Here is a 25,671-nt window from a genome sequence, read left to right on the forward strand (position 1 = left end):
CTGTTATCGATACAAATATTGTACAACAAGTAAGCCAGGTTACACCTGGCGATACGCGATTATTACTGGAAGAATATCCATGCCATTCATCGCCTGCGAGATACGATGCGCCTGATCATCGCCGAGAAACCCAGCCTGGCCCGCGCCATTGCCGAGGCGCTGCCGGGTGCCCTGCGCCGCGAGGACGGCGCACTGGTCGCCGGCGACACCACGGTGACCTGGTGCCTGGGCCATTTGCTCGAACAGGCCCCGCCCGATGCGTACGACCCGGCGTTCAAGCAGTGGCGGCTCGATCACCTGCCGATCCTGCCCGACCGCTGGAAGCACACCCCGCGCCCCAAGGCGCGCGGACAGCTGACGGTGATACGTCGCTTGCTGAAAGGCGCACAGGAAGTGGTACATGCCGGGGACCCGGATCGTGAGGGCCAGCTGCTGGTGCAGGAAGTGATCGAGCACCTGGGCTGGAAGGGCCCGGTGTCGCGGTTGCTGGTCAACGATCTCAACCGGCCGGCGGTCCAGCGCTCGCTGGCCCGCCTTGAGGACAACGCGCGGTATCAGCCACTCTACCGGGCCGCCGAATCGCGCGCGCGGGCCGACTGGCTGTATGGCATCAATCTCACTAGAGCCTGGACGCTCACCGGTCGCCAGGCCGGACACGACGGCGTGCTGTCGGTGGGCCGGGTGCAGACGCCGGTGCTGGGGCTGGTGGTGCGTCGCGACAACGAGATCCGCGATTTCAAGCCGCGGCCCTTCTTCGTGCTCTGGGCCGATCTTACCGTCACCCACGGCATGCTGCGCGCCTGGTGGGTGCCCGGCGAAACCCACCCGCTCGACGACCAGGGCCGCCTGCTGTCCCGCGAGCCGGCGGCGGCGCTGGCCGAGCGACTGCCCGGGGCCGAAGGGCGGCTTACCGCTCTGGAAAGCCGCGACCGGCGCCAGGCAGCCCCACTGCCCTACTCCCTTTCGGCCCTGCAGGTCGATGCCGCGCGGCGCTTCGGGCTTTCCGCCAAGGTGACGCTGGATGTGTGTCAGCGCCTGTACGAACGCCACAAGCTGATCACCTACCCGCGCTCGGACTGCCGCTATCTTCCCGAGGAGCATCTCGCCGGGGCACGTGCCACCCTGCAGGGCGCCTGCCAGGCCGACGACACCCTGCGCGGCTGGTTCGAGGGGGCGGATTTTTCGCGGCGCTCGAAGGCCTGGAACGACAAGCAGGTCGGCGCCCACCACGCCCTCGCGCCCACCGGCAAGCCTGCCGACCTTGCGCGGCTGGACAAGACCGAGGCGGATATCTTCCGCATGATCACCCGCAACGTCGTCGCCCAATTCTACCCGCCGCTGGTCACCCGCGAAGTGAAGGCCGAATTCAGCATCCTGGATAACCTGTTCCGCGCCCGCGGTCAGGAGGTCTTGGCCGCGGGCTGGAAGCCGCTCTTCACCACCCGCGACGAGGCTCCGCCGCTGCCGCCCCTGACCGAGGGCGAAGCATGCCGGGTCGCCGATGTCGGCGTGGAGGACCGCGAGACGCGCCCGCCGGAGCCCTTCACCGATGCCAGCCTGATCAAGGCGATGATGAACATCGCCCGCTACGTCGAGGACGCGGCGGTGCGCCGCACCCTTCGCGAGCACGACGGCCTGGGCACCGAGGCGACCCGCGCCGGCATCATCGAGACGCTGGTCGAGCGCGGCTATCTGGTGCGCCGCGGCAAGGCACTGCGCGCGACTCGAATCGGCAGCGCGTTGATCGCCTCCCTGCCCGAGGCGGTCGGCCAGCCCGAACGCACCGCACTGTGGGAGCAGCGCCTCGGCGCGATTGCCGAGGCGGGTGACGACCCGGCCCCGTTCCTGGCTGCGCTGATCGAGGATCTACATGGCCTGCTCAGCGCCGCCGATGCCGGCCGCCTCAGCCTGGCCCTGCGCGACGCCCGCGGTGAAGCGCCGCCCCCGCCAACGCGCGCCAGGTCGTCAAACGCCAAATCGTCGCGAGGAAAGTCGTCCAATAGCAAGGTCTCGCGACCCCGAAGAGGGACAGCACGCGGCAAGGCGACCAAACACTGAGGTAACCCTTCACCAGCCTCATGACCTATATCTGAAGCGATGAATTTGATGCGATGAACCCGAGCAGACTGCCATGACTCTGTTCTCCCACTGGATCGTCGGCCCCGGCGCGCTGGGCCGCTTGATCGCCCTACGGCTGGCCGACCATGCACGGGTCACCCTGGTCGGCCGGCGCCCGCCATCCCCCATTCAGCGGTTAATGACGCCGGAGGGCGAGACGCTGACCCGCCGGCTGGGCGTCGCCGTGATCGGCGCCCTGCCCGACGAGACGCCCTCGATCGTGCACCTGACCACCAAGGCCACCACGGCATTACCCGCCAGCGACGCCCTAGCGCGAGCGCTGCCCATGGATTCGCCATTGGTGCTGTGGCAGAACGGCGTCGGAAGCCAGCAGGCGATCACCCAACGCTGGCCGGGTCCGGTCCTCTGCGCCTCCACCACCGAGGGCGCTCATGTACAAGGCGACACTCAGGTCACCCACGCCGGGCATGGCAGGACCTTTATCGGCGCGCTGGATGGTCGCCACCGTGAACTCGCCTCGCAACTGGCAGGCGTCCTCACGCTTGCCGGGCTATCCAGCGAGCCGGTTGACGATATTGGCGTCAGGTTGTGGCGCAAGCTCGCGGTTAATGCTGCCATCAACCCGCTGGTAGCGCGCTTCGGTATTGCCAATGGCGAGCTTCGCGATCCGCCCTATCGCTCGCAGGTTGAGGCGCTGATCGAAGAAATCGCGGCGATCATGGCCGCCGAGGGTCTGAAGCCCCCCGAAGGCGAAGGCATCGACGGCTGGCGGCAGCTGGTCTGGCAGGTGATTGACGCCACGGCGGGTAACCTGGCCTCCATGCTGCAGGACGTGATGGCCGGACGCCCTACCGAACACGAGGCGATACTTGGGCCGCTGCTCGCAGCGGCACGGCGCCATAAGCTCCCGGCTGAGCATATCGAGATGCATTTTCGATATCTGGCGGCGCATCAATCGACTTGACGACGGATGCGGCGCTGGCGCTATGCTGGTGCCACCCGAGTCACGAGTGGCGAGACGTCACCCGCCTCGCCCGATGACCGACTTTTCTCACATAGGAGTGATAGGTAATGGGCTTACGAATTGGCGATACTGCGCCCGACTTCACCGCGCAAACCACCGAAGGCACGCTGAATTTCCACGACTGGATCGGCGATAGCTGGTGCGTGCTATTTTCCCACCCCAAGGATTTCACACCGGTCTGCACCACCGAACTCGGTTACATGGCCAAACTCAAGCCAGAGTTCGACAAGCGCAACACCAAGATCATCGGTCTGTCGGTCGATCCCGTCGAGAATCACGCAACCTGGTCCAAGGATATCGAGGAAACTCAGGGCGCCGCACCGAACTACCCGATGATCGGCGACACCGATCTTCAAGTGGCCAAGCTCTACGACATGCTACCAGCGGAGCTGGAGGGCAGTGCCGAGGGCCGCACCCCGGCCGACAACGCCACCGTGCGAGCGGTGTTCATGATCGGACCCGACAAGAAGATCAAGGCCATGCTGATCTACCCGATGACCTCGGGGCGTGATTTCAACGAGGTGCTACGCCTGCTCGATTCGATTCAGCTGAATGCCAAGCATACCGTGGCGACACCGGTGAACTGGCGCGACGGAGATGATGTGATCATCCCGCCCTCGGTCAGCGATGAAGAGGCGAAGCAAAAATATCCAGAGGGCTTTACCACCCTCAAGCCCTACCTGCGTACGGTCAAGCAGCCCCGCTGAGCGGTACGTCTTACGTCAGACCCCCCTCCTGCCCCTTGTAAGCCCGTCCCTGAAGGGGCGGGAGACGCGTGTGTTTCGCTTCATCTCGATCGGCGAAGATACACGACATTAGCGCCCCTTCCCTGAGCTTGCTATCTTGAGGCGAGGCAGAAGCGATTTGCTGTCCTTCGATGACGCTCTTTTCTGAGCTCCTGCTTGGTTTTTGCTCTTGATCAGCTATTGCTTAGGCATGGCAACTCTCACTAGGCCTTCCTCAGCACTTTCACGTGTAGGGACAGGGACCATGAAAATCGGACGCCCCCTTGCTGCTTTGCTGGCAACTCCGTTGGCGCTTCTTGCCGCCTCCAACGCGCTGGCCGATGCCCCGCCGCCTGCCTACGTCGCACACGCGAGTGACGTGATGCATCTGGACAATGGCGTAATGATCGAAGGTCAGGATCTCGAGACGCAGGATGGCTACACCTCCGGATTCCGGCTTACCGCCGGCTTTTCGCCGCTGCGGCTGCCGTTTCTAGACCTCGGCGCCGAGGTCAGTTATCGCGAGAGCGATGAGGTGCCCGCCCGCTTTGGCGGCCAGGCGTTGATCCTCGATACCATGAGCCTCGGCGGCAGCCTGGTCGCCGGCTTGCGCCTCGGCCAGTGGGGCCTATACGCGAAGTCGGGGTTTGCCGAGTGGGAAGGCGATCCGATCATTCCCAATGACGCGCTAGCCCTGGATACTGCCGGCACCACACGTGTGCAGGGCTTCGGGGTTCGACTGCAGTTCAACGGTCTGGTCAGCCGCGTGGAATACGAAGAATTCGACGCGCCGAGCATGGCACACCTCAATCTGGTGACCGCCTCCCTGCATATTCCCTTCTAGCAATGCCTGGCAGCAGCTCTGCTTGAGTAAGGCTTGAACAAGGGAGAAGCCTCTCTTCTCCCCATTTATTTCTTTACTCCTCTTCCTTGCTCTTCTTTTATGCTCAGCCGGTATTGCGCAGCCCCGTGGCGATCCCGGCCATGGTCACCATCAGGGCGCGGGAAAGATCGGCGCCGATGGCACCGTCGGCATCCCGGTTGCGCTGCAGGAGCTCCGCCTGAAGGCCGTGGAGTGGATCGATGTAGGGGTTGCGCACTTCGATCGCCTGGCGGATCAGCGGCGTCTTCTCCAGCAGCTCCTGCTGGTCGAGCACCTCCAGCACGACGTCGTTGAGACGCGCAAAGCGGCCCCGTAAACGTTCTCCCAGCGCCTTGAGTGCCGGTTCGTCGACCAGCCGATGCTCGTAATAGGTGGCGATGCCCACGTCGGCCTTGGCCAGCAGCATTTCCAGCATGTCCAGGTAGGTCCCGAAGAAGGGCCATTGGTCGCGCATCTCCCTGAGACTCTCGAGACCGCCCTCTTCTTCCAGGCGCTGGGCAAATGCCTCCCCGCTGCCCAGCCAGGCAGGCAGCATCAGGCGGATCTGGGTCCAGGCGAAGATCCAGGGAATCGCGCGCAGCGTCTCCACCCCACCATCCTGACGGCGCTTGGTCGGCCGTGACCCCAGCGGCAGCCGACCCAGCGCGCCTTCGGGCGTCACCGCCCGGAAATAAGGCACGAAGTCGGGATCCTCGCGTACCACGCCGACATAGGCGCCATGCGCGATCTCGGCCAGGCGGTCCATTTCCTCGCGCCATTCAGGCTTGGGCGCCGGAGGCGGCAACAACGACGCCTCGAGCACGGCGCAGGCATAGATCTCCATCGAGCGCAGGGCGATCTCCGGTTGCCCGAACTTGAAGCGAATCATCTCGCCCTGCTCGGTGACCCGCAGGCTGCCGTTCACCGAGCCCGGGGGCTGGGAGAGGATCGCCGCATGCGCCGGGCCGCCGCCACGACCTACGGTGCCGCCACGCCCGTGAAAGAGTGTCAGGTCGACACCATGCCGCTGGCATACTTCGACAAGCGACTCCTGAGCGCGATACTGGGCCCAGGCGGCGGCCAGTTGGCCCGCGTCCTTGGCGGAATCCGAATAACCGATCATCACTTCCTGGCGATCGCCCACCAGCGCCCGATAGCCGGGAAGCGCCAGCAGGCGATCGATGACTTCACCGGCATGGTTGAGATCGTCGAGGGTCTCGAACAGTGGCGCGATGGGCAGACTGACCCGACCGCCGACCTCCTTCATCAACAGCGCCACGGTCAGCACGTCCGACGGCTGGGCCGCCATGGAGATGATATAGGTTCCCAGCGCTTCGGGCTGCTCGCTGGCGATAACGCGGAAGGTATCGATCACCTCACGGGACTCGGTAGAACACTCCCAGCGGCGGGGAATCAGCGGCCGGCGGGACACCAGCTCCTCGAGCAGGAATTCCTGGCGTTGCGACTCGTTCCAGTCGCGGTAATGTCCGAGCCCCAGGCCGTCGGTGAGCTCCTCCATGACCTGGGCATGGCGGCTGGCCTCCTGGCGCAGGTCGAGCTTGGTCAGCGTCACGCCGAACACCGAAATGCGCCGCAGGGTGTCGAGCAGGACACCATTGGCGATGGTGTCCAGGCCCACGTCGCACAGCGAGCGATAACAGGCCAGCAGAGGTGCATACAGCTGGTCGCGGTTCTCGATGATCGCGCCGCCCTCGAAGACCTCGCCGTCCAGCTGCGCCTTCGCCCAGTCGCGTGTCGCCTCGACCCGGGCCAGCAGCCGACGCAAGAGTTCCCGGTAGGGCTCCGCGACGTCTCCCACTTCGGCCTTGAGCGCGCTGTTGGCCTTCCACATCGAGAGCTCGGCCTTGAGGGCTTCGAGATCGCGAAGATACAGATCGGCCGCCATCCAGCGTCCCAGCAGCAGTACTTCCCGGGTAACGCGGGCGGTGACGTGCGGGTTACCGTCGCGATCGCCCCCCATCCAGGAGGCAAATCGAATCGGCGCGGCGTCCAGCGGCAACCTTTCCCCCGCGGTTTCCAGCAAGAGGTTGTCCAGGTCGCGATGGAAATCCGGCACCGCCTGCCACAAGGAATTCTCGATCACGGCGAAGCCCCACTTGGCCTCGTCCACCGGCGTCGGGCGTTCATGTCGGATCTCGTCGGTGTGCCAGGCCTGGCTGATCAGCTCCTCCAGCCGGCCCTGGGCACGCACGCCGCGCTCGGGATAGTCATCGGAGGATTCGATCGCCGTCAGGCAGTCGTCGATGGCGTCATATTTCTGGATCAGCGTGCGGCGGATGACCTCGGTGGGATGCGCCGTCAGCACCAGCTCGACCTGCATGCCGGCCAGGGTTTCGACCAGGCGGCGTGGCGAATGGCCGGCGTCGCGAGCCCGCTGGAGAAGCTCGGAGAGTACCGGCTGTGAGCCGGGCCGGTAGTCCTCGACCCGCCGGAAGCGGGCGCGATAGTGCTGCTCGGCGATATTGGCCAGGTTGAGAAACTGGTTGAAGGCGCGGGTTACCGGCAGCAGATCGCGATCCGGCAACCGTCGCAAGTACTCGATCAGCTCGCCCCGGCTCTGAGTCTCGCCCTGGCGGCCTCGCTTGGCGAAGGCGCGGATGGTCTCGATCCGGTCGACGAACCCCGTGCCGAGGTCATCGGCGATGGTTCGGCCCAGGCTGTCGCCCAGAATGCGGACATTGTCGCGCAGCGACTCGTGCAGGTCATGGCTCATGGCCGATGATCTCCGGAAACAGAAGAAGTAAGTGAGCGGGAGGATGGCTCGATGGGGGCGCCCTGCGTTGCGTCGGCACGCTCCTGAACCTTGGCGGCGGTCCAGTGGTGCTCCATGGCCGCGAGCCCGGCATCCGGCAGCGAGACGCCCTCGGCCTCGAGCGCCGCTTCGACATGGCGGAATCGACGCTCGAACTTGGCGTTGGTCGCCCGCAGGCACTGCTCCGGGTCGGCCCTGAGGGTTCGCGCCAGGTTGGTCACCGCGAACAGCAGGTCACCAATTTCCTCGACGGCGTGGTCGTGATCGCCGTGGTCGAGGGCTTGCTCGACCTCCGCCAACTCCTCGCGGATCTTTTCGATCACGCCGCGCGAATCCGGCCAGTCGAAGCCGACCCGGGCGGCGCGCTTGGAGAGTTTCCCGGCCCGCGTCAGCGCCGGCAGCGTTCGCGGCACGTCATCGAGAACCGAGACTAGCTCGCTGCCTTCGGTGCGCTCGGCCCGCTCCTCGGCCTTGAGATGTTCCCAGCGGGAGTGCACCAGGCGCGCCTCGACTTGCTCGGTAGCGACACCCGGCGGGCGCCGCGAGGCCAGGGTACCGTCGGGGAAGACATGCGGATGACGGCGCAGCATCTTGGCGGTCAGGACGTCGATCACGTCGCGGAAATCGAAGCGCTCCTGCTCGGCACCGAACTGCGCGTAATAGACGACCTGGAACAGCAGGTCGCCGAGCTCCCCAGGCAACTCGTCGAAGGCACGGCGCTCGATGGCATCGGCTACCTCGTACGCCTCCTCGAGGGTATGCGGCACGATGCTGTCCCAGTCCTGCTTGACGTCCCAGGGACAGCCCTGCTGGGGATCGCGCAGCACGGCCATCAACGTCAGTAGGGCATCAAGATCGTAGCGGGTGTCGCTCATGCCGTCTTCCCCTTGCGTTTGCCGGGCTTGCCACCGCTGCGCAGCCGCCGCACTTCGATGACATTGGAGAGCTGCTGGATGCGGGAGAACAGGCGGCCCAGTGTCTCGAGGCCATCGACCTCGACCGTGATGGTCATGCGCGCGATACCGTCGTCGGTATCGGTGAGCGTGTTGACCGACAACACATTGACTCGGTCATTACTCAGTACGCCGGTCACATCGCGCAGCAGGCCGGAACGGTCCCAGGCCTGGATCTCGATGTCCACGGGATATTGGGTGCGGGCTCGCTCGCCCCACTCCACCTCGATGATGCGCTGGGGTTCATCCAGGCGCAGCTGCAGGATATTGGGGCAGTCCTGACGATGCACGGTGACCCCGCGACCCTGAGTGATGAAACCGACGATCGGCTCGCCAGGCACCGGATGGCAACAGTTGGCCATGCTGGTCTTGAGATTCCCCACCCCCAGCACGGTAATGTCGTCATCACCCCGCTTGCCTAGCGTCTTGCGTGGCTTGGTCAACAAACGGTCGAGCTGTTCCTGATCATCACTCTCGCCGAACAGATGCTGGGCCTGACGCAGCACCTGGCCGATGCGCAGATCGCCGGCGCCCAGTGCCGCGTACATATCATCCGGCGAGGTGTAGTTGACCTGTCGGGCCAGCTTGGAGAGATCCATACCCTCGACATCCAGACGCTTCATCTCGCGCTCGAAGAGCGCGCGGCCCTCCTCAAGGTTCTGGTCGCGGGCCTGATACTTGAACCAGGACTGGATCTTGGCCCGTGCGCGCGACGTGCGCACATAGCCGAGCCCGGGGTTGAGCCAGTCGCGGCTGGGTCCGCCCTTGCTGGCGGTCAAAATCTCGACCTGCTGGCCGGTCTTGAGCTTGTAGGTGAGCGGCACGATGCGACCGTTGACCTTGGCGCCACGACAGCGATGCCCCACCTCGGTATGGACGCGGTAGGCAAAATCGATCGGCGTCGCGATACGCGGCAGGTCGATGACGTGACCGTCGGGCGTAAAGACGTAGATGCGATCCGGCGCCACGTCGCTCGAAAGGCCCTCGCGCAGATCGCCGAATTCGCCGACCTCATCCTGCCATTCGAGGACCTGGCGCAACCAGGCGATCTTTTCCTCGTAGCTGGCGCTCTTGCCCTTGGTGTCATGCCCCTTGTAGCGCCAATGGGCGCAGACGCCCAGCTCGGCTTCGTCGTGCATGGCGAAGGTGCGAATCTGGATCTCCAGTACCTTGTTCTCGGGACCCAGCACCGCCGTATGCAACGACTGATAGCCGTTCTTCTTGGGATTGGCGATGTAGTCGTCGAATTCGTTGGGAACGTGGTGCCAGCGCGAGTGCACCAGGCCCAGCACCGTGTAGCAGTCGGTCACCTCGGGCACCAGGATGCGCACCGCCCGGATATCGTGCACCTGGGAGAAATCGATGCGCTTGCGCTTCATTTTTCGCCAGATCGAGAAGATATGCTTGGCGCGGCCGTCGACGGTGTAGCGCGCAATGCCCTGGGCCTCGAGCATTCCCTTGAGCGTCTCGACCACCTCGTGGATATAGCGGTCGCGATCGAGGCGCTTCTCCGCCAGTTGTTTGGCGATAGCCTTGTAATCATCTTCATGGAGATAGCGAAAGGATAGGTCCTCGAGCTCCCACTTGAGATGACCGATACCCAGCCGATGGGCCAGCGGGCCGTAGATGTCGAACACCTCACGCGCCACCCGCTGGCATTTCTCTCGCGGCGCATCCTTGACCTGGCGAAGCGCGCAGGTGCGCTCGGCGATCTTGATCAGGGCAACGCGCACGTCATCGATCATGGTGACCAGCATCTTGCGCAGATTATCCTGCTGATCGTGCTGATTCATGCCGTGACTGGGTAGCTGGGAGGCACTGATCGCCGCCATCTGCAGCACGCCCTCGATAAGGTTGGCGACTTCCTTGCCGAAGCGCTTGTCGACCGCCTCGATATCGATCAACCCTTCGCGCACGGCGCGGTAGAGGACTGCTGCCTCGAGGGTCGCCTGGTCGAGCCTGAGTTCGCCGAGAATATCGGCCATCTCGAGCCCCATGCGAAAGCTCGATCGGTTTCCCCGCCAGGTGCTCTGCGACTTGTCGGACTCCTGCTCTAACCGCTGGGCCAGTTCACAGGCCTCGCGCAGCTTGGCCGTATCGCGCAACTTGACGTCTTCCTGAAGCCGCTCGATCCATTGACCGATGTCGACAAGCCCCGCTTCGGTCAGAGGCTGGTCTTCACGGACTTTAACCATCGGGTCTCGCTCCTTGCGGCTGCCATTGCCTCCGTGGATGTTCTAACAGCAGCATGGATTCCAAATGCGAAGTGTGCACGAACATGTCGGCCACGGCGGCACGGACGATGCGGTAGCCACCATGCACGAGCCGTGCCGCATCCCGGGAAAGGGTCGCGGGATCGCAGGCGACGTACAGGATGCGCGCGACCGGATGCTCGACCAGTGCCTGGCAAACCCGCTCAGCGCCGGCGCGGGGCGGGTCGAGCAACACCGCCTGCGGTGCGTGCTCACTCAACAGTGCTTCTATGGTCCCGGCCGTTGTCAGGTCGGCCTGGCGGGCCGACACCTCGAGGCCGTTGACGCACGCGTTGTCGGCCAGCCGCTCGACCATCGCCGGGTTGCCTTCCACCGCGGTGACGCTGGCCCCACCGGCGGCCAGTGCCAGGCTGAAATTGCCGACTCCGGCGAAAAGATCCAGCCACGACCGGCCCTCGATATCGCCGAGCCAGGCCATGGCGGTCTCGATCATGCGGCGGTTGACCGCAGCATTGGCCTGCAGGAAATCGCCGGGGGCGAAGCCCAGCGTCAGCTCGTCACGCGTCTCTGTCCCCTGCCCCGGCCCCGGCCCCGGCCCCGGCCCCGGCAAACGATAGGTGAGCTCGAGCCGCGGTGTCAGCCAGTCGAGCGCTGGTGTGTCACGTCCCAGCCAGCGTACGAGGTGCAGGCCGTGCGTCTCGGCGAACGCCTGCCAGCGTCGCGTGTCGGCGGCATGCTCCTTCAATTGTCGCAGCACCAGCACCACACCCTGGTCGCTCTCCAGCATTTCCAGGTGGCCCAACTGCCGCGGCGCGTCGAGCGTTGCGACATGTCCGTGCAAAGGCCCCAGCAGCGCATTGAGAGTTGGCACCAGGATGGTGCAATCGCCGATATCGACCAGGCGCTGGCTGCGCCGGGCGCGAAAGCCTAGATGCACCCGGCCCTCGGCGTCGACCTTGACCCCGAGACGCGCACGGCGCCGATAGTGTGGGTCGTCGGTGGCGATGAGCGTGGGCGCCTGCGTCAGCTCGACGCCCTGCCGGGCGAGCATCTCTGGCAGCACCGCTAGCTTGTGCGCGCGCTGTGCCTCGATCGCCAGATGTTGAAGATCGCAGCCGCCGCATAGGGCATAGTGAACGCACGGCGGGGCCACCCGGTCCGGCGAGGCCTCGATCACGCGACGTACATGTGCCTCGTCATAGCGCTGGCGCGTGAGATGAGTTGCCGTCTCGACCCGCTCGCCGGGCAGCGCCCCGTCGACGAACTGCGACTTGCCATCGGCGCTGTGGGCGAGACCCCGCCCATCGTGCGCCAGGCGCTCGATAATCAGACCGTCTTCTACCGAACGCGTCGTCGCGGCATCGTGAGCTCGAGTGGTGCGACGGCCCTGAAGGCCGGACACACCCGAGCGCGCCCGCGAGGGACGCCGTTTGCCCAACCCGGCCATCTCAGACCTCCGGGGCGAACAGGCCGGTGGAAAGGTAACGATCTCCCCGGTCACAGACGATGAACACGATCACCGCATTCTCGACTTCCTCGGCGAGGCGCAAGGCTCCGGAAAGCGCGCCCCCCGAGGATACCCCGGCGAAGATCCCTTCTTCCCGCGCCAGGCGACGCATATGAGCCTCGGCCTCGTGCTGGCCGATGTCCAGCGTGCGATCCACGCGACTGGCATCGAAAATGCTTGGCAGATATTGCGGCGGCCAGCGACGAATTCCCGCGATACTCGCCCCATCTTCGGGCTGCAAGCCGATAATCTGCACATCGGGGTTGCGCTCCTTGAGATAGCGCGATACCCCCATGATGGTGCCGGTGGTGCCCATCGAACTGACGAAATGGGTGACGGTGCCGCCGGTCTGCTCCCAGATTTCAGGGCCGGTCCCCAGATAATGCGCGAGCGGATTATCGGCGTTGGCAAACTGGTCCAGCGGCTTGCCCTCCCCCCGGGCGATCATGGTTTCGGCAATGTCACGCGCCTCTTCCATGCCGCCGGACTTGCTGGCGCTGACCAGTTCGGCGCCGAAAGCGGCCATGGCCTGCTTGCGTTCCTCCGAGGCACTCTCGGGCATGATCAGAACCATACGGTAGCCCTTGATGGCCGCCGCCATGGCAAGCGCGATACCGGTGTTGCCGGAAGTCGCCTCGATCAGGGTATCGCCGGGAGCGATGTCGCCTCGCGCCTCGGCCTGCTCGATCATGGAAAGCGCCGGCCGATCCTTCACCGAGCCGGCGGGGTTGTTGCCCTCCAGCTTGGCCAGCAGGGTATTACCGCGCCCTGCGGTGATGCGCTTGAGACGCACCAGTGGCGTATGGCCAACGGTGTCCTCAATAGTCGGAAACTGCATGCAACCTTCCTTCTGGAAACGTCTTTTCGGCATTATATCCTTGCCACAGCGGGCTGGACAGGCATTCGCTCCGGCTGTGGCATACTGGGCTGCCATTCCTGTCGAAGGGCCGCCGATGACGATCAAGACCCGACTGCTGCTGTTGCTGCTGGGCCTGCCGATGCTCCTGCTCGTCATCGGAGCCACCGTCATGCTGATGGTGGAGGCCGAGCGAGGCGAGCAGCGACTTCGCGAGCGGCTGTCATTGGCCACCGACCTTATCGTCCCGGAACTCGCCTCGGCGGTGAACCGCGACGACCTCCCGGCGATGCAGGCGCTGGGCGGGCGGCTGCTCAACCTGCCGGAGGTCCGCGCGGTGGGCCTGCGTGACGCCGACGGAACCCCGTTGATGGAGCGCGGACGACTGCAAAACGGCCAATCGCTGCCCGACCAGGCGTCACGCCGACTGATCGCGAATGGCCGCCAGTGGCAGTTGCAGATGCCGCTCACGCCCAGCCCTGCGTCCCCTAGCGAGCCGATCTGGCTGGTCGTCGATGTCGATGCCCTGCCACTGGCCGTGGCGAATTATCGCCGTCTGGCCAGTGCCGGGCTCGGTCTGTTGATGCTCGGCCTGTTGCTGTGGTTGATCGCCTATACGGCCAGTCAGCGATTGGTGGGGCCCTTGAACGCCGCCAACCAGGCGCTCAGGCGGCTGTCGTCGGGCAAGGTGCCGCCTCGCCTCGCCGAGCCCTCCACGCCGGAGTTGCGCAAGCTGAGCGAGCGCGTCAACGCGCTGGGCGAGCATCTCGTGCAGGCACGCGAACAGATGCATCGCCAGGTCGAGCAGGCGACCGCCGAACTGCAGGAGTCGATGGAAACCATCGAGGTCCAGAACATCGAGCTCGACCTCGCCCATCGTCGGGCGCTGGATGCCAACCGAGTCAAGTCCGAGTTCATGGCCAACATGAGCCACGAGATACGCACGCCCTTGAACGGCATCGTGGGCTTCTGCCGCCTGCTGGGGCGCTCGCGACTCGAACCACGTCAGCGCGAATGGCTCGACCATGTGCAACGAGCCTGCGACAACCTGTTGATGCTGGTCAACGACGTACTCGATTTTTCCAAGCTCGAGGCCGGCCGCCTGGAACTGGAGCACCTGCCGCTCGACATGGTCGGCCTGGTCGATGAAGTGCTGGGACTGCAGGCGCCCCAGGCCCACCAGAAGCGTCTGGCGTTGCTGGGACTGGTCTATGACGACGTGCCCACGACCCTGACCGGCGATCCGCTGCGCATCCGCCAGGTCTTGACCAACCTCGTCAACAACGCCATCAAGTTTACCGAACGCGGCGAGGTACTGGTGCGTGTGATGGTCGAGCAGGCCGAGCATGGCCGCGTGACCCTGAGGATCAGTGTCAGCGACACCGGCATCGGCATGTCGCTGGAAAGCCGCCAAGGGCTCTTTCAGGCCTTTCATCAGGCGGCCCCCAGCCATTCCCGGCAGTTCGGCGGAACCGGCCTGGGCCTGACCATCTGCCGGCAGCTGGTCGAGCAGATGGGCGGCCAGATCGAGGTGGACAGCGCGCCAGAACAAGGCTCCACTTTCGCCTTCACGCTACCCCTGCAGGGCGACGAGCATCTCGAACGGCCGCCGGAACTCACGCTGGCCGGCGAGACCGTGCTGCTGGATGAGCCGCACCTGGCGACCCGCCACGCGCTTCGCCATCTCCTCACGCGTTGGGGCGCTCGGGTGATCGACGCGCAAACGGCTGCCGCCGAGGACTATCCGGCGTCGCTGTTGATTGCCGGGCTTCCTCACGAGCCCCTGAACGAGGGCGATATTGCGACCTGGCAGCGTTGGCTGGGAGCATTCTCCTGCCCCGCCCTGTTGCTGATCAATGCCAGCCCACTCGACCATCCGATGCCGACCCTGCCCCACGGCGGCGAACTGTTGAGCAAGCCGGTTCCCCGCTCGGCACTGGTGGAAGCCGTTAAGCGCTGGCTGGCCTCGGACACGGCCCCGCCCCCTCTCCTGTTGCCCCGGCAGCCACCGCCAAGGAAAGCCGACAAGGACGCGGTGCGCTTGCTGGTGGTGGATGACACCGAGTCCAATCGTCTGCTGCTGAGAGAGTTGATTGCCCAGCCCGGCATCGACATCGAGCTCGCCGCCAGCGGTGAGGAGGCACTCGCCATGGCGCAGGGGCAACGCTATGACCTGGTGCTGATGGATATCCGCATGCCGGGCATGGACGGCGTGGAAACCACACGGGCACTGCGTCGGCTGGGGGGCGACTGGCAAGAACTGCCGATCGTGGCGGTCACCGCCCATGTCCTCGACGCCGAACGGCAGCGTCTGCTGGCTAACGGTCTTAACGACATTCTGGTCAAACCGGTAGACGCGAACCGCTTGGCCGAAACCTTGCAGCGCCATCTGGCGCGACCGGTAGACATGCTGCTAGGGCCGCCGCTAGAGCCGCTTAGCGATGATGAACAGGAGCTTGCAGACGTCGATATGGCCCTGGGCACACAGCTTGCCGGCGGGCGCGAGACCTTGGCGCGCGATCTTCTAGCGCGCCTGGCCGCCTGGCTGCCCGAGAGCGAGCTTAACATTCAAGACGCGATCGACCATCAGGATGACGAGGCACTACTCGATGCCATACATGCGCTGAACGGGGCCTGTCGCTACTGCGGAGTGCCGCGGTTGGCCTTGCTGGTCGAAACCCTGGAAACGCGGCTTCGCTCGCGGGGACGAACGGCTGTTTTACCACTACTCGATGAGCTCTTCGCTAGTATGGCCAGCGTCATGAGCTGGACAACCCCTCACCCCTCGAGCACCACGAACGCCACGGCCATGTCCGCCTCGTCGGAAAGCGACAGGTGAACCGCCTTGACGCCAGCAGCCTCGGCCAGCGCCTGCGCCCTGCCCGACAGGCGCAGTGAGGGTCGTCCCAGCGCATCGTTGTGCACCTGGACCTCGGTCCAGCGCATGCCATGGCGCAGTCCGGTACCCAGCGCCTTGACAAAGGCCTCCTTGGCGGCAAAGCGCTTGGCCAGGAACGCCGCCGGGGCGGCGCGGTCGTGGAATTGCACCAGCTCGGCGTCGCCCAGCAGGCGCCGCGAGAAGCGCTGCCCGTGGCGCTGCTGGGCACGCGCGAAGCGCTCGACCCGGGCCAGGTCGGTGCCGATACCGAGGATCATGGGCTAATGTACCGCGCCGGGTCCATGCGTGTGATCGTGGTCATGGTCGTGTTCTTCGAGGGAGGCCACGAATCCCGCCTCCTGGCCGGCGATGGCCAGACGCTTCATTTCGATGACCGCCTCCTTGAGCCCGACGAACAGGGCGCGGGCGATGATCGCGTGGCCGATATTGAGTTCGTGGAGACCGGGAATCGCCGCGACCGCCTCGACATTGTGGTAGTTGAGGCCGTGGCCGGCATTGACGACGAGACCCCGCTCGAGCGCCATTTCGGCGGCGACACCGAGCCTGGTATGCTCCCGGCGCGCCAACTCACCCACGGCCTCGGCATAGGCACCGGTATGCAGCTCGATGACCGGGGCGCCGGCCCTGGCGGCTGCCTCGATCTGGACGGGATCGGGGTCGATGAACAACGAGACCTCGCAACCCGCCGCGGCGAGTCGGCGGCATGCCGCCGATACGGCGTCGAGATTGCCTGCCACCTCGAGCCCGCCCTCGGTGGTCAGCTCCGCGCGCTTTTCCGGCACCAGACAGACGTGCGCCGGACGCACCGCCTCGGCCAGGGCGAGCATCTCCTCGGTGAGCGCCATCTCGAGATTCATGCGCGTGTTGAGCACTTCCATCAGCAGCCGCACGTCACGCTCCTGGATATGCCGACGATCCTCACGCAGGTGCACGGTGATGCCGTCGGCGCCGGCTTCCTCGGCCAGCAGGGCGGCCTGAACCGGGTCCGGGTAGCGGGTGCCGCGCGCCTGGCGCAGGGTAGCGACATGATCGATGTTGACGCCGAGCAGAATGCGGGGGGGATGCATGATGTCTCTCCAGCAGTAAGCTTTTCGAGGAAAACAGTTTTCGAGGGAATCAGTTTGGTGGGGGGCGACGGCGCGCCGCAAGCTGGCGCATTAAATCGCGCGAGCGCAGCGGGCGACTCCCCAGCAGCGGCGCCAGGGCGGCGCGGGTCACGGCCTTGGCCGGGCCACCGAGCCCCGGGTCGCCCCAATCGCCGCCGGCCAGCAGGCGCAGCGTACGACCGTCGATGCCCGGCTCGCCGGGAATGAAGGCGCGGGACGCGGCATCGAAGCGATAGCGCCGCTGAGGGTCCAGCGCCAGCCCGTCGGGATCGGTGAAGCGGGGCTGGCAGTCCAGCGCCTCAAGAACCGCCACTTCCAGCCGGCGCAGCGAGGCCGCTCGCTTGTCGGGACGCGGCAGGTCTTCAAGCAGGGAAGCGTAGAAGGCAAAGACCTCGCCGACCGGGAATTCGATCGGCAGCACCCGGGTCAGCAGCTCGTTGGCATAGAGGCCACAGAGCAGGCCTTCACCTGCCAACAGGGCCGCCGACCCGCGGCTCTCCATCAGCCGCAGGCGCTTGAGCTCGCCTTGGCCGACCCAGGTCAGATGCAGCGGCGCAAACGGTTGCAGCCGCCCTCGCGAGCGGCTGCCGGGGCGCTGCACGCCCTGGGCCACGGCGCGCACGCGCCCATGCTCCAGGGTCAGCAGGTCCACCAGGGCACTGGTTTCGCGATAGGGCCGCTTGTGGAGCAGGAAGGCCGGCTGGGGCTGCATATCAATCGAGGTCGTAGCCCAGGCTCTTCAACGCTCTCTCGTCGTCGGACCAGCCACGCTTGACCTTGACCCAGAGGTTGAGCATCACCTTGGCATCGAGCGCGCGCTCCATGTCGAGGCGCGCCTCACGGCCGATGCTCTTGATTCGCTCGCCGTTCTCGCCGATCAGGATCTTCTTCTGACCCTGTCGCTCCACCAGCATCAGGGCGCTGATGTGAATGACCCGCCCCTCGTCGCGAAACTCCTCGATCTCGACGGTCATCTGATAGGGCAGCTCGTCGCCGAGCTGGCGCATCACTTTCTCGCGTACCAGCTCGGCGGCGAGGAAACGCTGGCTCTTGTCGGTGATCTGCTCTTCGGGGAAATAGTGGACACTTTCGGGCAGGTGCCGGGCCACCTCGGCCTCGAGCTCGGTCACATTGGTGCCGTGCTTGGCCGAGATGGGCACGATGGCGGCGAACTCACGGCGCGCCCCGATCGACTCGAGCCAGGGCAGCAGGCTGGCCTTGTCCTGGAGGCGATCGACCTTGTTGACGGCCAGGATCACCGGCGCCTTGACATGCTCGAGGCGCTGGAGCACCACCTCGTCCTCCTCGGTCCAACGCGTGCGATCGACAAGGAACACCACCGCGTTGACATCGCGCAGCGCTTGGGTGGCGGCCTGATTCATGAAACGGTTGATGGCCTTGTTGCGATCGCGGGTCTGGATATGGATGCCGGGCGTATCGACATAGATGGTCTGTGCCTCGCCCTCGGTCTTGATGCCCGTCACCTGGTGGCGGGTGGTCTGGGGGCGGCGCGAGGTGATGGAAATCTTCTGCCCCAGAATACGATTCATCAGCGTCGACTTGCCAACATTGGGACGGCCAACGATGGCCACGAAACCACAGCGTGTCATGGACGGGCTCCCTTGGGTTCCAGTTGGACAAGCGCCTGCTCGGCGGCTTGTTGCTCGGCATGGCGGCGACTCGCCCCCACCCCGATGGTATGGGTGTCGAGGATCTCGACATGGCAATTGACGGTGAATGTCTGCGAGTGCGCCTCGCCATCCACCATGACCACCTCATAGGCGGGCAGCGGAACCTGGCGTGACTGCAGGAATTCCTGCAGCCGCGTCTTGGGATCCTTCTGGGTATCCTGCAGGCTGATGGCCTCCAGCCGTTCGGCATACCACGCGAGCACACGTACCCGTACCGCCTCCATGCCGGCATCGAGATAGATCGCGCCGATGACCGCCTCGACGGAATCGGCGAGAATCGACTCACGACGATGGCCGCCGCTCTTCATTTCCCCCGACCCCAGGCGCAGGTGTTCGCCGAATCCCATCTCGCGCGCCAGTTCGGCCAGGGTCTGGCCCTTGACCAGTCTGGCCCGCAGCCGTGACAACTGCCCCTCCCGCGCCTGGGGAAAGCGCTGGAAGAGGGCTTCGGCGATCACGAAGTTGACGATGGAGTCACCCAGGAACTCGAGGCGTTCGTTATTCTGCCCACCGAAGCTGCGATGGGTCATGGCCAGCTCCAGCAGGTTCGCATCGGCGAAGGAGTGACCGAGTAGACGGCTGAAGGTATGCAGGGAAGTGCTCACGAAGCTCCTGGAAATGTCGTTGACGAGGGCATGCGGAAGAGGCAGCTCAGTGGATGAGGCGAATGCTGCTGAAGCTGGGCAATCCGCCGTCCCAGCGCATCCATACCGCAAAGGCACGGCCAACGATATTTTCCTCGGGGACGAAGCCCCAATAGCGGCTGTCGTTGGAATGGTCACGGTTGTCGCCCATGGTGAAATAGTGGCCTTCCGGCACCACGAGTTCACGCATCTGCGGCCCGAGCGCGCGAGGACTGTTGTAGATGCGATGCTCAACCTCACCGAGCGATTCGCTTAACAGCAGCTCGTCGGGCGCCTCTGGCGGCCCTTCCTCGATCAGTTGCTTGGGTACCGGGTCGCCGTTGACATAGAGCTGCTTGTCCTCGTAGCGAATACTATCGCCCGGCAGCCCCACCACGCGCTTGATGAAGTTGACCGAGGGCTCATCGGGGAAGCGAAACACCATGACGTCACCGCGCTCGGGGTCGTTCATGTCCACGAACTTGGTATTGATGACCGGCAGGCGCAGTCCGTAGGTGAACTTGTTGACCAGGATGAAATCGCCGATCTCAAGCGTCGGCCGCATGGACCCCGAGGGAATCTGGAAAGGTTCGACCAGAAAACTGCGCAGCACCAGCACCACCAGCAGCACCGGAAAGAAGGAACGCGCATAGTCGACCGGCCAAGGTTCCTTCAAGGCCTTTTCGCGGGCATGCTCGTCGACCCCCTCCGTCGTGCCCGCTTCGGTGGCGGCAAGCCGCTGCCGGCGGAGGCCACGCAACCAGACCAGGTCCAGCAGCCACACAAGCCCAGTGACGGCAACCGCCAGCACCAGCATCAAAGAAAAGTCCATGCAGTCGTCCGCCCCTAGTCATTCACCTTTAGCACGGCAAGGAAGGCGTCCTGGGGGATTTCCACTCGGCCGACCTGCTTCATGCGTTTCTTGCCCGCTTTCTGCTTCTCGAGCAGCTTCTTCTTGCGGGTGATGTCGCCGCCGTAGCACTTGGCGGTGACGTTCTTGCGTAGTGCCTTGACCGTCGAGCGGGCCACGACCTGGCCGCCGATCGCCGCCTGGATAGCGACATCGAACATCTGGCGGGGAATCAGCTCCTTCATCTTTTCCACCAGTGAACGGCCGCGGGCGTGGGCGTGGTCGCGATGGATGATGACCGCCAGAGCGTCGACCCGATCGCCATTGATCAACACATCAAGGCGCACGAGCTTCGCCGCCTCGAAACGCTCGAAATTGTACTCGAGCGAGGCATAGCCCTTGGAAATCGACTTCAGGCGATCGAAGAAGTCCATGACCACCTCGGACATCGGCAGCTCATAGGTGAGCTGGATCTGGCTGCCGAGGAACTGCATGTCGAGCTGGGTGCCGCGGCGCTGCTCGCACTCGGTGATCACGTTGCCCACGTAGTCCTGAGGCACCAGGATGCTGGCCCGCACCACCGGCTCGCGCATCTCTTCTACATCCGCCATGTCGGGCAGCTTGGAGGGGTTGGAGACATAGCGCACCTCTCCATCCTTCATGGCGAGCTCGTAGACGACCGTTGGCGCAGTGGTCAGCAGGTCCAGGTCGTATTCGCGCTCCAGGCGCTCCTGGACGATCTCCATGTGCAGGGTGCCGAGAAAGCCGACCCGGAAGCCGAAGCCCAGCGCGTCGGAATTCTCCGGCTCGTAGCCCAGGGAGGCATCGTTGAGCGCGAGCTTTTCCAAGGCGTCGCGGAAGTCCTCGTAGTCGTCGGCGCTGACCGGGAACATGCCGGCATAGACCTGCGGCTTGACCTTCTGGAAGCCGGGCAGGCGCTTGACGTCGGCGGTCTTGGCATGGGTAATGGTATCCCCCACCGGCGCCCCGTGGATGTCCTTGATGCCGGCGACCACGAACCCGACTTCGCCGGCGCGCAGGATATCGGTTTCCTTGCGCGCCGGCGTAAAGATGCCGACCTCGTTGGCTTGCCAGTCACGGCCGGTCGAGACGATGCGAATCTTCTCGCCCTTCTTCAAGGTGCCCTCGAACAGGCGTACCAGCGAAACGACACCCAGATAGTTGTCGAACCAGGAGTCGATGATCAACGCCTGCAGCGGCCCACCCGGATCGCCCCTGGGAGGGGGAATGTCACGCACCAGACGCTCGAGCAGGGCATCGATGCCGATACCGGTCTTGGCCGAGACCTGGCAGGCATCGGTGGCATCGAGGCCGATAATGTCCTCGATCTCCTGGGCCACCTTGTCTGGGTCAGCCTGAGGCAGGTCGATCTTGTTGAGTACCGGCAGCACCTCGAGCCCCTGCTCGATGGCGGTATAGCAATTGGCGACGGACTGCGCCTCGACGCCCTGACCGGCATCGACGACCAGCAAGGCCCCCTCGCAGGCATACAGCGAGCGCGACACTTCGTAGGAGAAGTCCACGTGCCCCGGGGTATCGATGAAGTTGAGCTGGTAGGTATGGCCATCCTTGGCCTGGTAATCCAATGTCACCGACTGCGCCTTGATCGTGATGCCACGCTCGCGCTCGAGATCCATCGAGTCGAGCACCTGCTCCTTGAGCTCACGATTGCTCAGTCCCCCGCAGGTCTGGATCAAGCGGTCGGCCAGCGTCGACTTGCCATGGTCGATGTGGGCGATGATCGAGAAATTGCGAATGTATTGGAGCTGTTCGGCGGGAGAGAGTTGGGACATCGAATTGCTTCTGCCTGATAGGTTCGAGCCACGGCCGGACAATGCTGACCGGCGGGCCATGAATGCGCGCCATTGTAGCGGGATGCGCCGGCCAGATACAGCGACCCGGCGACAAATGCCGCCGGGTCGCGATGTGCCAGCCTTGTACGTGCTCAGTCTTCGGCGAGACGCAAGGCAACGAACAGGGAGCGGCCCTCACGATACAGACGCACCGGGATGGCCCGATCGGTGGGTAGTGATGTGGCCAGTTCGGCAAGCTGCTCCGGCGTCTCTACGGCACGATTGTCGAGGCTGACCAGCACGTCGCCGGGCTGGATACCGGCCTTGGCGGCAGCCCCTTGCGGGTTGACTTCACGCACCCGGACGCCATGCTCGATACCCAGCTGCTCGCGCTCGGCAGGCTCGAGGTCACTCACCGCCAGCCCCAGGCGTGCCTGATGGCCGGGACCTTCCTGGGCACTGGCCATCATGCCCTCGCCCTCGGGCCAGTCGCCCACGGTCACGCTCTCCTGGCGCTCTTCACCATCGCGCAGCACCAGCATTTCTACTTCAGTGCCCGGCGTGGTGCGCCCGATCAGCCGCGGCAACGTGCTGGAGCGGTCGACCTCTTCACCGGCGACCTCAAGGATGACATCACCGGCCTGCAGGCCTCCCTGGGCAGCGGGTCCTTCGGGATCAAGGTCGGCGATCAGCGCGCCGCGAGGGCTTTCCATACCGAAGGATTCGGCAAGATCGCGCGATACCGGCTGAATCATCACCCCCAGCCAGCCCCGGCTCACACGGCCGTCTTCACGCAACTGGTCGGCCACTTCCATCGCCACGTTCAGGGGAATGGCGAAGGAGAGCCCCATGAAACCACCACTGCGGGTGAAAATCTGCGAATTGATACCCACGACTTCCCCGTCGAGATTGAACAACGGGCCGCCGGAATTCCCGGGGTTGATGGCCACGTCGGTCTGGATGAAGGGAACGTAGGCATCGCGTGGCAGGGTGCGATTGATGGCACTGACAATACCGGCGGTTACCGAGGAATCGAAACCGAAAGGCGAGCCGATGGCGGCCACCCATTCGCCCACTTCCAACGTGTCGGAGTCACCCATCGTCAGCGTAGGCAGGTCTTCCGCCTCTACCTTGAGCAGGGCCACATCGGTACGCACGTCGGCGCCGACCAACTCGGCTGGGAGTTCGCGACGATCATTGAGGCGAACGAGGATCTCATCAGCCTCATGAACCACATGGGCATTGGTCAGGATGTAGCCGTCCTCGCTGATGATGAAGCCTGACCCCAGCGACTGACGCTCCTCGGAGCGCCCCGGACCCGGCGCACCGCCGGGGGGCGCCGGCAGACGATCACCAAAGAAATGTCGGAAAATCTCGGGAATTTCCTGGCCGCCGAACCCCTGAAGCGGGTCCGGGCGTTCAATCGTGCGCGAAGTGGAAATATTGACCACGCCCGGCGCGGCCTCCTGCACCAGCTGCGTGAAATCGGGTAGCTCACGCGCCATGATCGCTGTTGAGGTCAACCATACGGCCGACAGCAGCATCCAGAAGGAGAGATAGCGAGTCATGCGTTTCATCAAGAACTCCTGCGAAGATGAGAAATAAGGTTGCGTCACAAGTCGTCGTTCATCTCTAGTTCTACCAACGTGACGCCAAAAGGTTCAGGTCGCCATTGGTGTGGAAGCCGAAAGGGTGCAGCAGCAGCGAGATGCCGGCGTATCAATCGGCTCGAACGATCTTCTCGTCGGCTCGAGGCTCGACCTGAGCCTGATCGTCGCCTTTCCATTGCAGCGTGTCGGCGACACGCAACAGGACGCGGGGGGGAAGCTCTCCCATCACCACCACCTGACGACGCTGCCCACCGAGGTCACGGTGACGCACGGCAGCGTGGGAAATACCCAGGCGATGCATGCCGGGAGAGAGAAAAGGGGCGTCATCAAGCGGCTCGACGAACAGGCTCAGGGTCGATAGTCCGTCGCTGAACAGGCGGTGCACGACATCCTCGTCATGCCGTGGGCTGTTTGTTTCCACCGCCTGGGGCAAGAAACCCTTCGGTAACCAGCCGATACGCCAGTCATCTGCTGGTGGCACGCGGGGGATATCCATTACCAGCTCCCCCTGGTAGAGACGAGGGTTAACCAGTTCAGTCAACTGGAAGGTTTCTATCGCCCTGCCCGTCTCGTCCACCAATACCTGCTTGAGCGGCAGACCGGTATCGGTATCGACCCAGAGGCGATGACCGAATCGCAGACTATCCAAGGGATCGATATCGATGCGCAGAGTGCGACGGTTGGCGATCCGCTCCGGCTCTCCCAGTTGGAGACGGTAGTACTCGTCGAGATGATCGATGATGTCGAAAGGCGACACGGAATCATCCGTCACATCGGCTGCCTTCAGGCGCCCGATGCGGCCACTGCGCTCGACCGCCACCGGAGGGCCATCGAGAAAAGTGATTTCCTCGCGCTGAACCCCATCCTGAACGTCATGGCTGAGCGACAGTGACCGGACACCGTCGTAGCCGATGCGCACCGCTCGGGCCTCGAAGATGTAGCAATTATTGGCCCAAAGACTGCGCTCGAACCACTCCAGGGCTGACGTCGGGGCGGGTAACGTCTCAAGCTCACGGCAGTCGACGTGATCGACAACGGACGTTTCCTGCGCGAAAGCCTGGGCGGCAAAGAACATGCCAAACCCACCTATCACACCGGCCAGGATGGCGGGAAATAATTGCTGATGCCTCATGGGGTCATCCGACGGATCCATGCAATGCCGGGGTCAATACCGAGTTCAATGCTCACCTAGGGACTCGCTGCCGGAGGCTCTTAACAGCGGCATCCAGGTGTCGCCGCTACGATATGCGGACCCTTCGGCATGGCGATCGAGATAAGACTGAAGCAGCCTTGCCTGTTCCTCGTCGGCACGCTGTGACTGACGTGGGCTCGGGGCCATGAACAGTGGGTTATCGAGCCCGGCATTGCCAAAGAAGGCGCCATTGTTCGTTCCCCCTGTAGTCCCTGGGCCTTGCCCCACCCCGACGGTCATCAGCCCCTGACCGCCATTACTGCTTCCGGCAGGGGACTGGAAAAGCGGCAAATCAACCAAAGACGGACGTGTCGGGTTGTTGACGCTGGCCCCTTCACCTGCGCCCAGCGATACGGGCGCCGCCTGAGTACTCTCGCCCTCAGCGGCGAACGAGGGTTCGGAACTGTTCGAGCCGGCGCCGTTGTAGAATTGGGCGCCGCCTATCACGATCAGCGAGACAGCCGCAGCGATACCAGCACTCCGACCGAACGGAATCGTACGACGCTCCAGGGGATGGTCGACACGCTCGGGTGGCTGTTCGCTATCGAGTCGTGTCATGATGCCCGCCGAAAGATCCGTGGCCACGTCGACACCTGGCTCACGTCGCATCATGCTTCGCATCAGATGATAGCGTCGCCAGGTCTCGGCAGCGTCCGGGGAGTCGTCAAGCGACTTGAGGACCCGGCGTAGCTCGAGTTCATCACCTTCATTATCCATCAGGGCAGAAAGCGATTCCCGTGCGTTCTGACTCATTCTTAACACCTCGCACTCACAAGGCGCCCCGCCTTGTATCCAATGACAACCTGGGAACCGACATAACCACGACAATTCGTAAGTGTCGGCACACTCTGACCCGCCTCGGCAGATCGACTACCCATCTGACGCCGATCGGGC

20 protein-coding genes are annotated in these 25,671 nt (G+C 64.4%); 5 read left to right on the plus strand and 15 right to left on the minus strand.

Features of this window, described 5'->3' with window-relative positions:
• The first annotated feature begins 105 nt into the window (after positions 1 to 105).
• The 4 genes from BM341_RS17305 to BM341_RS17320 all read left to right on the plus strand — a co-directional run bounded on the left by BM341_RS17305 (position 106) and on the right by BM341_RS17320 (position 4,672).
• Positions 106 to 2,058: a DNA topoisomerase III gene (locus BM341_RS17305; RefSeq protein ID WP_089797310.1), complete on the plus strand. Its 1,953-nt coding sequence runs from the start codon at positions 106 to 108 to the stop codon at positions 2,056 to 2,058.
• A gap of 73 nt (positions 2,059 to 2,131) precedes the next feature.
• Positions 2,132 to 3,043 (plus strand): ketopantoate reductase family protein, encoded by a 912-nt coding sequence (locus BM341_RS17310; protein WP_089797311.1) that lies wholly within the window; start codon positions 2,132 to 2,134, stop codon positions 3,041 to 3,043.
• 107 nt (positions 3,044 to 3,150) lie between these two features.
• Positions 3,151 to 3,810 (plus strand): peroxiredoxin, encoded by a 660-nt coding sequence (locus BM341_RS17315; RefSeq protein WP_089797312.1) that lies wholly within the window; start codon positions 3,151 to 3,153, stop codon positions 3,808 to 3,810.
• Between the two features lie 283 nt (positions 3,811 to 4,093).
• Positions 4,094 to 4,672: a hypothetical protein gene (locus BM341_RS17320; RefSeq protein WP_245784314.1), complete on the plus strand. Its 579-nt coding sequence runs from the start codon at positions 4,094 to 4,096 to the stop codon at positions 4,670 to 4,672.
• 103 nt (positions 4,673 to 4,775) lie between these two features.
• Here the strand turns inward: BM341_RS17320 and ppc are convergent, their stop codons facing one another.
• The 5 genes from ppc to cysM are packed head-to-tail and all read right to left on the minus strand — an operon-like array spanning position 4,776 to position 12,974.
• Positions 4,776 to 7,424 carry a phosphoenolpyruvate carboxylase gene (ppc, locus tag BM341_RS17325; protein ID WP_089797313.1) on the minus strand — a complete coding sequence of 883 codons (2,649 nt, stop codon included), beginning with the start codon at positions 7,422 to 7,424 and terminating at the stop codon, positions 4,776 to 4,778.
• The gene (gene mazG / locus BM341_RS17330; RefSeq protein WP_089797314.1) at positions 7,421 to 8,338 is read right to left on the minus strand and encodes a nucleoside triphosphate pyrophosphohydrolase; all 918 of its coding nucleotides are present in this window, start codon (positions 8,336 to 8,338) and stop codon (positions 7,421 to 7,423) included. Before mazG ends, ppc begins: the two co-directional genes overlap by 4 nt.
• Positions 8,335 to 10,611 (minus strand): GTP diphosphokinase, encoded by a 2,277-nt coding sequence (gene relA, locus BM341_RS17335; RefSeq protein ID WP_089797315.1) that lies wholly within the window; start codon positions 10,609 to 10,611, stop codon positions 8,335 to 8,337. The genes mazG and relA overlap by 4 nt, the downstream gene beginning before the upstream one ends.
• Positions 10,604 to 12,076 carry a 23S rRNA (uracil(1939)-C(5))-methyltransferase RlmD gene (gene rlmD / locus BM341_RS17340; RefSeq protein ID WP_089797316.1) on the minus strand — a complete coding sequence of 491 codons (1,473 nt, stop codon included), beginning with the start codon at positions 12,074 to 12,076 and terminating at the stop codon, positions 10,604 to 10,606. The genes relA and rlmD overlap by 8 nt, the downstream gene beginning before the upstream one ends.
• A gap of 1 nt (position 12,077) precedes the next feature.
• On the minus strand, positions 12,078 to 12,974 hold the full coding sequence (gene cysM / locus BM341_RS17345) for a cysteine synthase CysM (protein WP_089797317.1): 897 nt from the start codon (positions 12,972 to 12,974) through the stop codon (positions 12,078 to 12,080).
• A 115-nt stretch (positions 12,975 to 13,089) separates the two neighbouring features.
• Between cysM and BM341_RS17350 the strand changes: the two genes are divergently transcribed.
• Positions 13,090 to 15,831, plus strand: a complete 2,742-nt coding sequence (locus BM341_RS17350; protein ID WP_089797318.1) for an ATP-binding protein — start codon at positions 13,090 to 13,092, stop codon at positions 15,829 to 15,831.
• On the opposite strand, the gene acpS is transcribed toward BM341_RS17350, so the two are convergent.
• From acpS to BM341_RS17400, 10 genes are all read right to left on the minus strand, one after another.
• On the minus strand, positions 15,771 to 16,148 hold the full coding sequence (gene acpS / locus BM341_RS17355; RefSeq protein WP_089797319.1) for a holo-ACP synthase: 378 nt from the start codon (positions 16,146 to 16,148) through the stop codon (positions 15,771 to 15,773). The genes BM341_RS17350 and acpS overlap by 61 nt on opposite strands.
• Positions 16,149 to 16,151: 3 nt before the next feature.
• Complete coding sequence (pdxJ, locus tag BM341_RS17360; RefSeq protein ID WP_089797320.1) at positions 16,152 to 16,958, minus strand: pyridoxine 5'-phosphate synthase; 807 nt, start codon at positions 16,956 to 16,958, stop codon at positions 16,152 to 16,154.
• A gap of 49 nt (positions 16,959 to 17,007) precedes the next feature.
• Positions 17,008 to 17,709: a DNA repair protein RecO gene (gene recO, locus BM341_RS17365; protein WP_089797321.1), complete on the minus strand. Its 702-nt coding sequence runs from the start codon at positions 17,707 to 17,709 to the stop codon at positions 17,008 to 17,010.
• 1 nt (position 17,710) lies between these two features.
• Complete coding sequence (gene era / locus BM341_RS17370) at positions 17,711 to 18,607, minus strand: GTPase Era (RefSeq protein ID WP_089797322.1); 897 nt, start codon at positions 18,605 to 18,607, stop codon at positions 17,711 to 17,713.
• On the minus strand, positions 18,604 to 19,293 hold the full coding sequence (gene rnc, locus BM341_RS17375) for a ribonuclease III (protein ID WP_089797324.1): 690 nt from the start codon (positions 19,291 to 19,293) through the stop codon (positions 18,604 to 18,606). The genes era and rnc overlap by 4 nt, the downstream gene beginning before the upstream one ends.
• A 46-nt stretch (positions 19,294 to 19,339) precedes the next feature.
• Positions 19,340 to 20,143, minus strand: a complete 804-nt coding sequence (gene lepB, locus BM341_RS17380) for a signal peptidase I (RefSeq protein WP_089797326.1) — start codon at positions 20,141 to 20,143, stop codon at positions 19,340 to 19,342.
• A 14-nt stretch (positions 20,144 to 20,157) separates the two neighbouring features.
• A complete protein-coding gene (gene lepA, locus BM341_RS17385) occupies positions 20,158 to 21,975 on the minus strand; it encodes a translation elongation factor 4 (RefSeq protein ID WP_089797328.1) in 1,818 nt (605 codons plus the stop codon).
• A gap of 152 nt (positions 21,976 to 22,127) precedes the next feature.
• Positions 22,128 to 23,552 carry a DegQ family serine endoprotease gene (locus BM341_RS17390; protein ID WP_089797329.1) on the minus strand — a complete coding sequence of 475 codons (1,425 nt, stop codon included), beginning with the start codon at positions 23,550 to 23,552 and terminating at the stop codon, positions 22,128 to 22,130.
• Between the two features lie 142 nt (positions 23,553 to 23,694).
• Positions 23,695 to 24,717, minus strand: a complete 1,023-nt coding sequence (locus BM341_RS17395) for a MucB/RseB C-terminal domain-containing protein (RefSeq protein ID WP_175507900.1) — start codon at positions 24,715 to 24,717, stop codon at positions 23,695 to 23,697.
• A 45-nt stretch (positions 24,718 to 24,762) separates the two neighbouring features.
• The gene (locus BM341_RS17400) at positions 24,763 to 25,530 is read right to left on the minus strand and encodes a sigma-E factor negative regulatory protein (protein WP_089797332.1); all 768 of its coding nucleotides are present in this window, start codon (positions 25,528 to 25,530) and stop codon (positions 24,763 to 24,765) included.
• Positions 25,531 to 25,671: the final 141 nt, after the last annotated feature.

Source organism: Halomonas korlensis, assembly GCF_900116705.1.
Classification (GTDB): domain Bacteria; phylum Pseudomonadota; class Gammaproteobacteria; order Pseudomonadales; family Halomonadaceae; genus Halomonas; species Halomonas korlensis.